This is a genomic window from Actinomadura sp. 7K507 (assembly GCF_004348425.1).
Lineage (GTDB): Bacteria > Actinomycetota > Actinomycetes > Streptosporangiales > Streptosporangiaceae > Spirillospora.
Map to the genome: position 1 here is coordinate 1 of NZ_SMKK01000015.1, position 14,151 is coordinate 14,151.

A 14,151-nucleotide genomic window follows, 5' to 3' on the forward strand; every position below is an offset into this window, starting at 1 on the left:
GGTTGCTCACGTGTTACTCACCCGTTCGCCGCTCGAGTACCCCCGAAGGGGCCTTTCCGCTCGACTTGCATGTGTTAAGCACGCCGCCAGCGTTCGTCCTGAGCCAGGATCAAACTCTCCATTAAGGCCAAACGACCAGCCCGAGGGGCGAACCCCGAACCGGCCAAACCTCGGAAAACAATCCCAGCAACAAACCCCCCAAACAAAGGGGGTCCTTGCCTCAAAGAAATCCCCACCACCCCCGAACAAACAATCAAGGGGCGGCCACGGGGCGACCCGACCAGAAAACACTGGCCGAGCCGATAAAGGCACTGGCTTTTAACACGCTGTTGAGTTCTCAAGAAACGGACACCCACCGCGCCGAACCCCGCTCCCGCAGGCCCCGGCTCCGGGGCAACCTCTCTATCCTAACCGATCCGCCCCGTTTGTCCAACTTGGAGGTGGTTCGGCCCCCTGCGTCCCTTTCGGGTGAGACAGGTCTCTACCCGGCGGTTCGCAGAGGGATCCCCCCGGGGCCGGCCGCCTTTCGGCGTCCCGCTCCCCCGTGGGGCATGTAGAACAGTAGATCCGGCCGTCAGGTGCGTCAAATCGACGCTACCGGGCACGAAAGCCCAGGTCAGCCGATGTTTTCAAGGCTGGAATCGTGCCCCGGAACGCATCCTCGTAACCGCACTGTGACGTGTATTTGCCGAAGCTTGCCCACGTCATGGTGACCGTCCACCCGGATCACCCCGGGCGGACGGTCACGCAACCGTTCAGGACGCGGTCACCTCGACGCCGCCCACGTTGCGCTTGCCGCGTCGCAGGACGAGGAAGCGGCCGTGGAGGAGGTCGGTGGCGGCCGGTGCGGCGTCCTCCGACTCGACCTTGGCGTTGTTGAGGTAGGCGCCGCCCTGGGCGACCGCCCGGCGCGCCTCGGACTTGCTCTTGCACAGGCCGGACGCCACCAGGAGATCCACCACGGTCGGCAGGTCCCCCGAGGGGAGCTCCGTGCGGGGCACCTCGGCCAGCGCGGCCCGCAACGTCCGTTCGTCCAGTTCTTCCAGCGCGCCCTGCCCGAACAGGGCGCGGGAGGCGGCCACGACCCGGCCGGTCTCATCCGCGCCGTGCACGAGCGTGGTCATCTCCTCGGCGAGCGCCCGCTGCGGAGCTCGGGCGGAGGGCCGGTCGGCGCCCTGCTTGACCAGGTCCTCGATCTCCTCGCGGGAGCGGAAGCTGAAGACCTTGAGGAAGTTCTCCACGTCCCGGTCGTCGGCGTTGATCCAGAACTGGTAGAACGCGTACGGCGAGGTCAGCTCGGCGTCGAGCCAGTAGGTCTCGCCGCCCGCGGTCTTGCCGAACTTGGATCCGTCCGCTTTGGTGAGCAGCGGCGTGGTCAGGGCGTGCGCGCTCCCGCCCTCGACGCGGCGGACCAGGTCGACCCCCGCCGTGAGGTTGCCCCACTGGTCGCTGCCGCCCGTCTGCAGCCGGCACCCGTACCGCCGGTACAGCTCCAGGAAGTCCATCGACTGGAGCAGGACGTAGCTGAACTCGGTGTAGCTCATGCCGGTGCTGTCGAGACGGGCCTTGACCGTCTCGCGGGCGAGCATCCGGTTGACCGGGAAGTGCTTGCCGATGTCGCGCAGGAACTCGATGGCGGTCATGGGGCCGGTCCAGTCGAGGTTGCTGACCATCGTCGCGCCCGTCGGTCCCTCGTCGAAGTCGAGGAACCTCGACACCTGGCCGCGGATCCGCTCGACCCAGCCGGCGACGGTCTCCTCGGAGTTCAGGACGCGTTCGGCGCTCTTGCCGCTCGGGTCCCCGATCAGGCCGGTGGCGCCGCCGACGAGGCCGAGGGGCCGGTGCCCTGCCCTCTGGAAGCGCCGCAGCATGAGGATCTGGATCAGATTCCCGAGGTGCAGCGAGGGCGCCGTCGGGTCGAACCCGCAATAGAGCGTGACCGGTCCCGCGGCGAGCAGCGCCCGCAGTTCGTCCAGGTCGGTGGACTGCGCGATCAGGCCGCGCCACGCGAGATCGTCCAGGATGTCGGTCACGGTCTCCCTCGTCTCCGGCTTGCTTTCCGTTCGCCCACCAGCCTGCCCCGCGGGCGGGCGTCACGCCAACGATATTCAACGCCCGCCGAGGTAGTGGTGCGCGGGGACGAAGACCTCGTGCCCCGAGGTGAAGATCACCCGGACGCCCCGCCGGTCCCAGTGCGCGGTCCGGATGACGGGCCGCGCCTCCGGATCCCCGAAACCGAGACGCACGAAGTACCCGTACCCGAGGCCCGGGTCCCGGCCCGTGTACAACTCGTAAGCCCGGTGCCGCCCGAAGAGGCGGCTGCGCTTGTGGACCACGCCGGCGTAGTGGACGCCGCCGTCCTCGTACTTCACCGTGGCCGGTTGCCGCTCCACCTTGCCGATCTCGTCGATCCGGTGCAGGGAACCGTCGATGATCCCGGCGGCCAGGAGGACCAGGAGCGCGAAGTAGCCCGTGGTGCACAGCACGGCCTTGCGTCGCCGTTTCCGCGGGCGCGGTGGGGACGGGACGGGCGGCCCGCTCTCACCGGCTGCTTCCGGTGGGGCGGGCTCAGTCAACGGCGGTGACCTTCTTGCGCTGCCTCGGGACGTGGGGGCGGTACGGGGAGACGGTGGGGTCGCCGTCGATCCAGAAGCGCCACGGCACCTCCTTGGCTCCGTTCACGCCCGTGCGCGGCCCCGTCCTGATGCGGTCCCGGTCGGCGGGCTCGCCGGCGTGGACGGTCAGCGGGCCGCCGGGAGAGCAGGCGTCCAGGCCGTTCTGCTCGCGGGCGACACCGAGTGCCCGGCACAGCCGGGCGGGCCCACGGGCCAGGTCCCGGACGGTGGAACGCGGGCGCCGCGCCCGTGCCGTCTCCTCCCCCGCGACGATCTCGCCGCCGCGGAGCAGGACCGCCATGGAAGTCCCGTCCGGCCCGCACACGAGGTTCATGCAGAAGTGCATGCCGTAGGTGAAGTAGACGTAGGCGTGGCCGGGCGGCCCGAACATCACGGCGTTGCGCGCCGTCCGTCCCCGGAAGGCGTGGGAGGCGGGGTCGTGCGGCCCCGCGTACGCCTCGACCTCGGTAAGCCTGACCGCGACCTCGCCCTCGGGGGTGGCGTGCCTGAGCACCTGCCCGAGCAGTGCGGGCGCCACCTCATCGACGGCGCGGTCGAAGAAGTCCCGTGGCAGCAGCTCTCCGCTCATCGCCTCACCCTAGGGCTGCACCATGGGCAGCTCTCGACCGGTTCGTGGACCACCCGGGACGCCCGGCCGTCAGGCGTCGGAGCCGGTGGCCCAGGCGGCGTGCTCGTCGACCAGGGTGCGCAGCGCGCCGATCTGCTCGCGGACGCGGTCGGGGGCGGTGCCTCCGTACGCCTTCCGGGACGCCAGGGCGCCCTGCACGTTGAGGACTTCGCGCACGTCCGGGGTCAGGTGCGGGGACACCTTGCCGAGTTCCTCGTCGGTCAGGTCGCCGAAGTCCTTGTCGTGGACCTGGCACCAGACGACGAGGTGGCCGACGACCTCGTGGGCGTCGCGGAACGCCACGCCGCGGCGGACCAGCAGCTCGGCGAGGTCGGTGGCGAGGGCGAAACCGTCCGGCGCGAGGGCCTCCAGGCGCTCGGTGTTGACGCGCATCGTCGCGATCAGGCCGGACATGGCGGGCAGGACGAGCAGCAGCGTCTCGACGGCGTCGAACGCGCCCTCCTTGTCCTCCTGCAGATCGCGGTTGTAGGTGAGCGGCAGGCCCTTGAGAGTGGTGAGGAGCCCGACGAGGTGGCCGATGAGGCGGCCGGCCTTGCCGCGCGCCAGCTCGGCGACGTCGGGGTTCTTCTTCTGCGGCATGATCGACGACCCGGTGGCGTAGGTGTCGTCCATCTCGATCCAGCGGAACTCCTGCGACGCCCAGAGGCAGATCTCCTCGCCGAGGCGCGACAGGTGGACGCCGATCAGCGCGGCGGCGAAGAGGAACTCGGCGACGAAGTCGCGGTCGGCGACGGCGTCCATGGAGTTGGGCGCGGCGGCGTCGAAGCCGAGTTCGGCGGCGGTGGCCTGCGGGTCCAGCGGCAGGGACGAGCCGGCGAGGGCGCCGGAGCCGAGCGGGGAGATCGCGGCGCGCTTGTCCCAGTCGCGGAGGCGCTCGATGTCGCGGGTGAGCGGCTGGACGTGCGCGAGGAGCTGATGGGAGAACAGCACGGGCTGGGCGTGCTGGAGGTGGGTCATGCCGGGCGCGGCGACGCCGAGGTTGTGCTCGGCCTGCGCGATCAGCGCGGTCTCCAGCTCGACCAGCCGGGAGACGATCTGGCGGGCGTGGTCGCGCAGGTAGAGGCGCAGGTCGGTGGCGACCTGGTCGTTGCGGCTGCGGCCGGCGCGCAGCTTGCCGCCGAGGGCGCCGAGCCGCTCCAGCAGGCCGCGTTCCAGGGCGGTGTGGACGTCCTCGTCGGCGACGGCGGGCCGGAACTCCCCGGACCGGCAGGCCTCCTCGAGGTCGTCCAGGGCGCCGATCATGCGGTCCAGCTCGTCATCGGTGAGCAGCCCCGCCCGGTTGAGGACGCGGGCGTGCGCCCGCGAGCCCATCAGGTCGTAGGGGGCGAGCCGCCAGTCGAACTGGACGCTCACCGAGAGCCGCGCGAGCGCGTCCGACGGGCCGCCTTCGAACCGGCCGCCCCACAGCCGCGTCGGTGCCTTCGTCACGAAAATCCTCTTCTTCCCACCGTTGAACGTCGTCTCCTTCCCCACGCCGTCACCGCGCGGGGACGCCGCGTGCACGGCGTCCCCAGGTGGTGACACGGCGTCCGCCACAGGGTACGGCGAAACCGCCTCCTCCCGTGGTGGCGAGGCCCGTCAGGCGTCGCGGTCCCGCTTGGCGGCGATCTTGCTGGGCAGGCTCCACAGCTCGACGAAGCCCTTGGCGAGGCTCTGGTCGAAGGTGTCACCCGTGTCGTAGGTGGCCAGGTCGTAGCTGTACAGGGACGCGTCGCTGCGCCGGCCGGTGACGACGGCGCGGCCGCCGTGCAGGGTCAGCCGGACGTCGCCGGACACGTGCTTCTGCGCGTCGGCGATGAACGCGTCGAGGGAGTCCTTCAAGGGCGAGAACCACAGGCCGTCGTAGGCGAGTTCCCCCCACCGCTGGTCGACGGACCGCTTGAAGCGGGCGAGGTCGCGTTCGACCGTGACGTTCTCCAGCTCCATGTGCGCGGTGATGAGCGCGATCGCGGCGGGCGCCTCGTAGACCTCCCGGCTCTTGATGCCCACGAGCCGGTCCTCGACCATGTCGATGCGCCCGACGCCGTGGGCGCCGGCGCGCCGGTTCAGCTCGGCGATGATCTGGTACGGGGTGAGCGGGCGGCCGTCGAGCGCGACGGGCACGCCGGAGGCGAACGTGATGACGACCTCGTCGGCCTCGCGCGGCTCGGCGGGGTCGGCGGTGTAGTCGTAGACGTCCTCGACGGGCCCGTTCCAGATGTCCTCCAGGAACCCGGTCTCGACGGCCCGGCCCCACAGGTTCTGGTCGATGGAGTACGGGGACTTGGCGGACACGTCGATCGGCAGGCCCTTGTCCTCGGCGAACGCGATCGCCTTGTCCCGCGTCCAGGCGAAGTCGCGGGCGGGAGCGATGACCTTCAGGTCGGGGTTGAGGGCGGACAGGCCGGCCTCGAAGCGGACCTGGTCGTTGCCCTTGCCGGTGCAGCCGTGCGAGACGGTGGTGCCGCCGAACTCGCGGGCGGCCGACACCAGGTGCTTGACGATCAGCGGCCGGGACAGCGCCGACACCAGCGGGTAGCGGTCCATGTAGAGGGCGTTGGCCTGCATGGCGGGGACGCAGAAGTCCGCGGCGAACTCCTCCTTGGCGTCCACGACGACGGCCTCGGCCGCACCGCAGGCGAGGGCCCGCTTGCGGATGGTGTCGAGGTCCTCGCCGCCCTGGCCGACGTCCAAGGCCACCGCGATGACCTCCCCGCCGGTCTGCTCGGCGAGGTACGGGATGGCGACGGAGGTGTCCAGACCTCCGGAGTATGCGAGTACGACGCGCTCGCTCATGGTCGTTGTCTCCTGTGCGAAGTGTGTGTGGCGTGAAGTTTCGGTGTGTGCTGGCTGGGACCGGGCCGGGCGGCCCTAGCTTCGTCGTTCGCGTCCGTTGGTCAGCCGCAGGAGCGCCTGCGCGACGTCGTCCCCGCCGTGCGGGTCGCGGGCGATGACGAGGATGGAGTCGTCGCCCGCGACGGTGCCGAGGATGGTCGGCCATTCGGCGTGGTCGATCGCCGAGGCCAGGTACTGCGCGGCCCCCGGCGGGGTCCGCACCATGACCAGGTTGGCCGACGCCTCGGCCGAGACGAGCAGCTCCGCGGCGAGCCGGGAGAGCCGTCCGGTGAAGGTCTCGGCGGTGCCGGTTCGGGCCCGCCGGATCCGCTCGCCGCCCTCTCCGGGGACGGCGTAGATCAGGCTGCCGTCCTCGGCGCGGAGCCGTACAGCGCCGATCTCGACCAGGTCGCGCGACAGCGTGGCCTGGGTGACGTCGACGCCCTCGTCCGCCAGGAGCTTGGCGAGCTCCCCCTGCGAGTGGACGGGGTGCCGGGTCAGCAGCTCGATCACCCGGGCGTGCCGGGCGGCCTTGGTCATGGGGGTCGTCACCGGGAGCGCTCCAGAAGCCAGGCGAGCAGCGCCTTCTGGGCGTGCAGCCGGTTCTCAGCCTCGTCCCACACGCGGCTCTGCGGCCCGTCGAGGACGGACGCGGCGATCTCCTTGCCCCGGTAGGCGGGGAGGCAGTGCAGGACGATCGCGTCCCGGTCGGCGAGGCCGAGCAGTTCCTCGGTGACGGCGTACGGCTCGTACAGGGAGGTGTCCTTGCCGTCCTGGCCCATCGACACCCACGTGTCGGTGGCGAGGACGTCGGCGCCGGCGGCGGCCTTGCCCGCGTCGTCGGTCACGGTCACGGATCCGCCGGTCGAGGCGGCGATCTCGGTGGCGCGGCCGACGACGGCCGGGTCCGGGGGCAGGGACGTGGGGGCGCCGACCCGGACGTGCATCCCTGCGGTGGCTCCGCCGAGCAGGTAGGAGTGGGCCATGTTGTTGGCGCCGTCGCCGAAGTAGGCGAGGGTGGCGCCCGCGAGACCGCCCTTCGCCTCCCGGACGGTCTGCAGGTCGGCGAGGATCTGGCAGGGGTGGAACTCGTCGGTGAGTGCGTTGACGACGGGCACCGTGGTTCCGGCGGCCATCTCGTCGATGCGCTCCTGCCCGGTGGTCCGCCACACGATGGCGCTGACCTGGCGTTCCAGGACGCGTGCGGTGTCGGCGATGGATTCGCCGCGGCCGAGCTGGCTGGTGCCCGCGTCCATCACGAGGGGGTTGCCGCCCAGTTCGGCGATGCCGACGGTGAACGAGATCCGGGTCCGGGTGGACGGCTTGTCGAACAGGACCGCGACGGACCGCGGGCCCTCCAGCGGACGATGCCCGAACCGGTCCCGCTTCACCTGGGCCGCCAAGTCGAGGACCTCGGCCTGCTCGGCGGGGGTGAGGTCGTCGTCGCGGAGGAAGTGCCTGGTCATGGTCGGGTCCGTCATGGTCGGCTCTGTCATGGTCGGCTCTCCTTCCCTGTGGCGGCGGCGTCGAGGATCGAGGGGAACGCGGCGGTGAACGACCGCGCCTGCTCGGCGGTGAGGGTGAGCGGCGGGGCGATCCGCAGCGCGTCCGGCTGGAGCGCGTTGATCAGGAAGCCCGCGTCGCGGGCGGCGGCCTCCACCGCGGGCGCGTGCGGCCCGGTGAGGACGGCGGCGCGCCAGAGCCCGCGGCCCCGCACGCCCGCGAGCAGCGGATGGTCGATGGCGTCGAGCCCGGCGGCCAGGGCCTCCCCCACCGAGGCGGCGGCGTCGAGCAGGCCGTCCTGCTCGATCGTGGTGAGGACGGCGAGAGCGGCGGCGGCGGCGACCGGGTTCCCGCCGAACGTGCTGCCGTGGTCGCCCTTCGCGAACAGTCCGCCGTGCGGGCCGAACGCAACGCACGCCCCGATCGGCAGCCCTCCGCCCAGGCCCTTGGCGAGCGTGATCACGTCCGGCTTCGCGTTCTCGTGTTCGAAGGCGAACCAGGTGCCGGTCCGCCCGATCGCGGACTGGATCTCGTCGGCGACGAACAGGGCGCCGGTGGCGTCGCAGATGTCGCGGACCGTGGCGAAGTACCCGTCCGGCGGCGGGACGACCCCGGCCTCGCCCTGCGCGGGCTCCAGGAATACCGCCGCGCAGTCCCCGTCCACCGCGGCCTTCATCGCGCCGGCGTCACCGTAGGGGACGAACCGGACGTCCATTCCGAAGGGGCCGAACGGCTCCCGGATCGAAGCCTTCCCGGTCAGGGACAGCGCCCCCAGGGTCCGGCCGTGGAACCCGTTCTCCGCCGCGACGACGTACGACCGGCCGTTCGCCTTGCCGTACTTGATGGCGAGCTTCAGCGCGCACTCGTTGGCCTCGGTGCCGCTGTTGGCCAGGAACACCTTGCCGTCGCCGCCGAGCAGTTCCAGCAGCCGCTCGGCGAGCAGTACCTCCGGCTCGTGAAGGAACAGGTTGGACGAGTGCGCCAGCGTCGCGACCTGCGACGACACCGCCTCGACCAGGGCGGGGTGGGCGTGCCCGAGCGAGCTGACCGCGATTCCCGCGATCAGGTCGAGGTACTCGCGCCCGTCGGTGTCCCACACCCGGCAGCCCTCGCCGCGCGCCAGCGCGACCGGCGGGACGCCGTAGTTCGGCATGAACGCGGCCTCGAACCGCTTCCTGAGGTCGCTCATGCCCGCTCCGCCCCGGGAACGCCGGGCAGCACCATCGTTCCGATCCCTTCGTCGGTGAAGATCTCCAGCAGCAGCGCGTGCGGGACGCGCCCGTCCAGCACGTGGGCGCGGGGTACGCCGCCGCGCACCGCGGTCAGGCACGCCTCCATCTTCGGGACCATGCCCGCCGACAGGTCCGGCAAAAGGACGGCCAGCTCGTCGGTGGTGAGGCTGTCGATCACGTCGTCGCTGTCGGGCCAGTCGGCGTACAGTCCCTCGACGTCGGTCAGCACGACCAGCTTCGCCGCGTCCAGCGTGACGGCCAGCGCCGCGGCGGCCGTGTCGGCGTTGACGTTGTAGACCTCGCCGTCGTCGCCGCGCGCGATGCTGGAGATCACCGGGATCCGGCCGTCGTCCAGCAGCGCCCGGACGGCGCTCGCCTGCACCTCGACGATCTCGCCGACCTGGCCGATGTCGACGGCCTCGCCGTCCACCATCGCCCGCTTGCGCTCGGCGGTGAGCAGGTTCGCGTCCTCGCCGGACATGCCGAGCGCGAACGGCCCGTGCCGGTTGATCAGCCCGACGACGTCGCGCTGCACCTGGCCGGTCAGCACCATGCGGACGACCTCCATGGCCTCCGGCGTGGTCACCCGCAGCCCGGCGGTGAACGTCGAGTCGATGCCGTTGCGGGCGAGCGCCGCGTTGATCTGCGGGCCGCCGCCGTGCACGATCACCGGCTTCAGTCCGGCGTAGCGCAGGAACACGATGTCCTCGGCGAACGAGTGCCGCAGAGCCTCGTCGGTCATCGCGTGCCCGCCGTACTTGATCACGACCGTCTTGCCGTGGAACCGCTCCAGCCACGGCAGCGCCTTGATCAGCGTCTCCGCCTTGGACAGGACACCGGCCCTGCTCTTGCGCATGTCCGCGCCCGTCGTGACCGCGCTCATGTCGAGTACGCCGAGTTCTCGTGGACGTAGTCGGCCGTGAGGTCGGTCGTCCAGACGGTCGCGCTGTGCGGGCCCGCCGACAGGTCGACGGTGATCGTCACGTCGCGGGGGCGCAGGTCGACCTTGTCGCGGTCGTCGCCGGGCGCGCCGTTGCGGCACACCCACACGCCGTTGATCGCGACGTTGAGGTGGTCCGGCTCGAACACCGCGTCGGTGGTGCCGACCGCCGACAGGACCCGGCCCCAGTTGGGGTCCTCGCCGTGGATGGCGCACTTGAGCAGGTTGTTGCGGGCGATGGAGCGTCCGACGGTGACCGCGTCGTCGTCGCTCGCGGCGCCGACGACCTCGATCGCGATGGCCTTGGACGCGCCCTCGGCGTCCACGAGGAGCTGCCGGGTGAGGTCGGCGCACACGTCGGTGAGCAGCGCCGTGAACTCCTCCTCGTCCGGAGTGGTCGCGGCGGCGCCGGAGGCCAGCAGCAGGACGGTGTCGTTGGTGGACAGGCAGCCGTCGGAGTCGAGCCGGTCGAGGGTGACGGCGGTGGCCGCCCGGAGCGCCCGGTCGAGCGTCTCCGCGGGCAGGTCGGCGTCGGTGGTGATGACGCAGAGCATGGTGGCCAGGGACGGCGCGAGCATGCCCGCGCCCTTCGCCATCGCGCCGATCATGTAGCCGCCGGCGCCCTGCCGGAAGGAGATCTTGGCGACGGTGTCGGTGGTGCGGATCGCGTCGGCGGCGGCGAGGCCGCCGTCCCCGCGCGACAGCTCGGCGGCGGCCTTGTCCACGCCGGGCAGCAGCAGGTCCATCGGGAGCCGCTCACCGATCAGGCCGGTGGAGCAGACCGCGACCTCGCCGGCCGAGTCCTCCAGCAGGCCGGCGGCCTTCTCGGCGGTGGCGTGGGTGTCCTGGAAGCCGGGGGCTCCGGTGCAGGCGTTGGCGCCGCCCGCGTTCAGCACGACGGCGTGGACGCGTCCGCCTTTGAGGACCTGCTCCGACCACAGCACCGGCGCGGCCTTCACGCGGTTGCGGGTGAAGACGCCGGCCGCGGCGCGGGACGGTCCGTCGTTGACGACGAGGGCCAGGTCGCGGTTCCCGCTGTCCTTGAGTCCGGCGACGACGCCGGCGGCGCGGAAGCCCCGGGGGGCGGTGACGCTCAAGGGGACACTCCGATCGTGGTGAGCCCGAGTTCCTCGGGAAGGCCGAGGGCGATGTTGGCGCTCTGCACCGCGCCGCCGGCGGTGCCCTTGGTGAGGTTGTCGACGGCGGCGACCACGACGAGGCGTCCCGCGGCCTCGTCGAGGGCGACCTGGACGAGCACGGTGTTCGCGCCGAGGGTCATGGACGTGGCCGGCCACCGGCCCTCGGGGAGCAGCCCGGCGAACGGCTCGCCCGCGTACGCCGTGTCGTAGGCGGCGCGGAGCGTCGCGGCGGTCACGCCGGGGCGGGCCTTGGCCGTGCAGGTGGCGAGGATGCCGCGGCTCATCGGCGCGAGCGTCGGGGTGAACGACACCGTGACGGGCTCCCCCGCGACCGCGCTCAAGTTCTGGATCATCTCGGGTGTATGCCTATGCGTGCCGGCGGGAGAGTAGGCGGAGACCGAGCCCATGACCTCGCTGCCCAGCAGGTGCGGCTTGAGGGCCCGTCCGGCGCCCGAGGTGCCGGACGCGGCGACCACGACGACGTCGGGTTCGGCGAGCCCGGCGGCGAACGCCGGGAACAGCGCGAGGGAGACCGCCGTCGGGTAGCAGCCGGGGACGGCGATGCGCCTGGCGGAGCGCAGCGCGTCCCGCTGCCCGGGCAGTTCGGGGAGGCCGTAGGGCCAGGTGCCCGCGTGCGGCGTCCCGTAGAAGCTCTCCCACTGGTCCGGATCGGTGAGCCGGTGGTCGGCGCCGCAGTCGATGACCAGCACGTCCTCGCCGAGCTGCGCGGCGATCTCCGCGGACCGCCCGTGCGGCAGCGCCAGGAACACGGCGTCGTGTCCGGCGAGCTCGCCGGGGGTGGTCTCGGCCAGGACGCGCCCGGCCAGGGATCGCAGGTGGGGCTGGTGCGCGCCCAGTTCGGTGCCCGCGTTGGAGCCCGCCGTCAGCGCGCCGATCTCGAATTCTGGATGTCCCGCGAGGATGCGCAGCAGCTCGCCGCCCGCGTAACCGCTGGCGCCGGCGACCGCCGTCCGGATTCCCATGTCCCACTCTGCCCTTCGAAAGCAACAGGCAAGAGTATGCATGATGATGGATGTATATTCAAAACGCGTCTCGCCTGCCGAGACGGCGGGCATCCCGCCTCCCCGCCCCGCCGCGGCCCGCGGTGCGGGCTCAGCGGCGGGCGCCGGGGCCGGTGATGCGGACGTCGCCGCGGGTGGTCACCACGAAGACCTGCCAGTTGTAGTAGGCGTAGAAGGCGCGCGGGTCCTTCCTCATCCGGCGCGCGTGCCGCTGCACCGCCTCGACGTAGAGCGGGGTCGGGTTGTAGGCGTGCAGGGCGCGCCGGTAGTCGTCCGGCGCTCCGGAGGACTCCAGGTAGTTGGCGGCGCCCATCACCGCGTCGCGGGGATCGTGGATGTCGCCGCCCATCCCGAACTGGCGCCAGGTCGCGGGCAGGAACTGCATGGGCCCCTGCGCCCCGGCCCAGCTCGGCGACTTCACCCGGCCGTACTTCGTCTCCACCAGCATGATCGCGGCCAGCACCCGCCAGTCGATGCCGAACCGCTTCCCGGCGTCCTTGAAGTGCTTCAGCAGCACGCCCGCCCGCGGAGGCTCCCGGGTGCGGAACTTGCCGAGGTCGTCCTCCGGCTTGGCGAGTTCCCGCAGCTTGGCGACCGCCGTCACGTTGTCGCGCGTCTGGCCGGCGACCGCTCCCGAAAGCCGCGCGATCGTGCGCCGTTCGAGGCCGGAGTCACCGGCGAGCACCCGGTAGAGCCGCTGCTGCCGCAGGGCCAGGTGGACGACGGCGTCGGGCGGCCCGGTCCGGCCCGGGTCGCTGCGCACCCACGCGTCCACCGCGGGGCCGAGCGCCCGGTGCGTCCGCTCCAGGTCCGCGGCCAGCCCCTCCGGGTCCTTCGCCAGCTTGCCGTTGGGCTCCGGCAAGGGCGCCGCCGGCGGTGACGGCGCCGGGGTCGTCGCCGCGGGTGACGGCGGCGTCCCACCGCTCTCATCGTCTCCACCGCCGCCACATCCGGCCACCAGCAGGACCGCTGCGGCGGTCAGGGCGAAGTATCGCCGTTTCGACATCCGATTCACGCAGGCGACGATGCCCATCCCGGGGGACCGCGGTCAACCGCGGTGGCCGGCGAGGAGCGGGGCCCGGGGGTTTTGCCGCCCCCCGGGCCCCTGTGGTTACCGCCCAATTGGCACGCCGGCACATGGATGGACGCGGATCAGTATGAGACCGTCGCGCGTTACCGTTATGCGATCGCCGCACGAGCGCGGCGAGCCGGACTCGAACCGGCATCTCGACGGTGGCGTCCACGTCCGCGCGATCCGGCGATCGGCGGTGAATGCTGAGTCTGGAGCGAGAATCTGAGGTTGATCGGGTGGCCGCCTCTACCGTTGGGCCACCCCGGCGCGGATGCCGGGGGCGGGACTCGAACCCGCATGTGACACTCACCCTTGTCAGCTTCGGCTTCAGCTTCAGCTTGCGCTCCTCGCGCACCCCCCGCGCCACGGCGGGGGGGATCCTATTGAGTTGTCGGAACCGTCCCGTGCGGCGGGATCACCCGAAGAGGTAGCCGAAGACCGCCTCACCGACACGCTGGTCGGTGACCTCGAGCCCGTTGGCCTCCTCGCGGGCGAACTTCACCGCGTCCTGCAGTTTCTCCACGCGGCCGAGCAGCTCGTTGACCCGCCTGGCCGGAAGCGCCCCGGAGAACTTCACCGTCGTCCACGTGCCGACGGGGATGTCCTCGTAGTACACCTCGACCTGGGCGGGGTGCTTCTCGGTCGCCTCCGCCTTGACGTGGTTGCGCGGGACCTTCTTGGTCTTCACGGTGCGGACCGCCTCGGTCCGCCACACGTCGGTGGACGCGTCGAAGGTCCACGTCTCGGCGGCGTCGAGCACCGGCAGCTTCTTGACGAAGGTGTGCAGGTCCTTGAGCTGCTTCTCCAGGAAGAGCAGGTAGGAGACCGGCACTTCGCGCAGTAGCGTCGTGCCGTCCACCGTCACGTCCGCGCGGGCGGTGCAGTTCGCCCAGTCCTTGGTGGCGGTGACGTCGAACAGCCGCGTCAGCGAGCCCGTCACGTCGCGCAGGACGTCGTCCACCTTGACCTGGACCCGGGTGGACTCGGCCGGCAGCTGCTCGCCCTCCTCGTCCTTCGGCTGGTAGGTCCGCGAGATGCCCGACAGCAGCGGCGCCTTCTGGACCGAATGGTGCGCGGCGGTCAGGTCCTGGAAGGACTTGCCCTTGACGCCCTTCTCGACCGCGATGATCTGGTTGAGCTTGGTCGGCCCCCCGTTCACTCCCCT

Annotated in this window: 13 protein-coding genes and 1 rRNA gene; all 14 read right to left on the reverse strand. The window is 71.6% G+C overall.

Annotation, left to right across the window (positions count from 1 at the left end; translation table 11 throughout):
• A 16S ribosomal RNA gene (locus E1285_RS05580) occupies positions 1 to 125 on the reverse strand; the annotation flags it as partial.
• A 630-nt stretch (positions 126 to 755) separates the two neighbouring features.
• Positions 756 to 2,033 (reverse strand): tyrosine--tRNA ligase, encoded by a 1,278-nt coding sequence (tyrS, locus tag E1285_RS05585; protein WP_132148749.1) that lies wholly within the window; start codon positions 2,031 to 2,033, stop codon positions 756 to 758.
• Between the two features lie 75 nt (positions 2,034 to 2,108).
• Positions 2,109 to 2,576: a hypothetical protein gene (locus E1285_RS05590; RefSeq protein WP_132148751.1), complete on the reverse strand. Its 468-nt coding sequence runs from the start codon at positions 2,574 to 2,576 to the stop codon at positions 2,109 to 2,111.
• Positions 2,569 to 3,204, reverse strand: a complete 636-nt coding sequence (locus E1285_RS05595; RefSeq protein ID WP_132148753.1) for a DNA-3-methyladenine glycosylase — start codon at positions 3,202 to 3,204, stop codon at positions 2,569 to 2,571. The genes E1285_RS05590 and E1285_RS05595 overlap by 8 nt, the downstream gene beginning before the upstream one ends.
• A gap of 69 nt (positions 3,205 to 3,273) precedes the next feature.
• Entirely contained in the window at positions 3,274 to 4,692 is a 1,419-nt protein-coding gene (gene argH, locus E1285_RS05600; RefSeq protein ID WP_132148755.1) for an argininosuccinate lyase, read from the reverse strand.
• A 150-nt stretch (positions 4,693 to 4,842) separates the two neighbouring features.
• Positions 4,843 to 6,039: an argininosuccinate synthase gene (locus E1285_RS05605; protein WP_132148757.1), complete on the reverse strand. Its 1,197-nt coding sequence runs from the start codon at positions 6,037 to 6,039 to the stop codon at positions 4,843 to 4,845.
• A gap of 75 nt (positions 6,040 to 6,114) precedes the next feature.
• The gene (locus E1285_RS05610; protein ID WP_132148845.1) at positions 6,115 to 6,618 is read right to left on the reverse strand and encodes an arginine repressor; all 504 of its coding nucleotides are present in this window, start codon (positions 6,616 to 6,618) and stop codon (positions 6,115 to 6,117) included.
• A gap of 8 nt (positions 6,619 to 6,626) precedes the next feature.
• The gene (argF, locus tag E1285_RS05615) at positions 6,627 to 7,544 is read right to left on the reverse strand and encodes an ornithine carbamoyltransferase (protein WP_132148847.1); all 918 of its coding nucleotides are present in this window, start codon (positions 7,542 to 7,544) and stop codon (positions 6,627 to 6,629) included.
• Between the two features lie 26 nt (positions 7,545 to 7,570).
• Complete coding sequence (locus E1285_RS05620) at positions 7,571 to 8,770, reverse strand: acetylornithine transaminase (RefSeq protein WP_132148759.1); 1,200 nt, start codon at positions 8,768 to 8,770, stop codon at positions 7,571 to 7,573.
• Positions 8,767 to 9,669, reverse strand: a complete 903-nt coding sequence (argB, locus tag E1285_RS05625; protein WP_132148849.1) for an acetylglutamate kinase — start codon at positions 9,667 to 9,669, stop codon at positions 8,767 to 8,769. The genes E1285_RS05620 and argB overlap by 4 nt, the downstream gene beginning before the upstream one ends.
• Before the next feature lie 23 nt (positions 9,670 to 9,692).
• Positions 9,693 to 10,850 (reverse strand): bifunctional glutamate N-acetyltransferase/amino-acid acetyltransferase ArgJ, encoded by a 1,158-nt coding sequence (gene argJ, locus E1285_RS05630; RefSeq protein WP_132148761.1) that lies wholly within the window; start codon positions 10,848 to 10,850, stop codon positions 9,693 to 9,695.
• Positions 10,847 to 11,875, reverse strand: coding sequence for an N-acetyl-gamma-glutamyl-phosphate reductase (argC, locus tag E1285_RS05635; protein ID WP_132148763.1), 1,029 nt, complete (start codon positions 11,873 to 11,875; stop codon positions 10,847 to 10,849). The genes argJ and argC overlap by 4 nt, the downstream gene beginning before the upstream one ends.
• Positions 11,876 to 12,005: 130 nt before the next feature.
• Positions 12,006 to 12,920: a lytic transglycosylase domain-containing protein gene (locus E1285_RS48085; RefSeq protein ID WP_165966473.1), complete on the reverse strand. Its 915-nt coding sequence runs from the start codon at positions 12,918 to 12,920 to the stop codon at positions 12,006 to 12,008.
• A gap of 481 nt (positions 12,921 to 13,401) precedes the next feature.
• Positions 13,402 to 14,145 (reverse strand): hypothetical protein, encoded by a 744-nt coding sequence (locus tag E1285_RS05645; RefSeq protein WP_132148767.1) that lies wholly within the window; start codon positions 14,143 to 14,145, stop codon positions 13,402 to 13,404.
• Between the last annotated feature and the right edge of the window lie 6 nt (positions 14,146 to 14,151).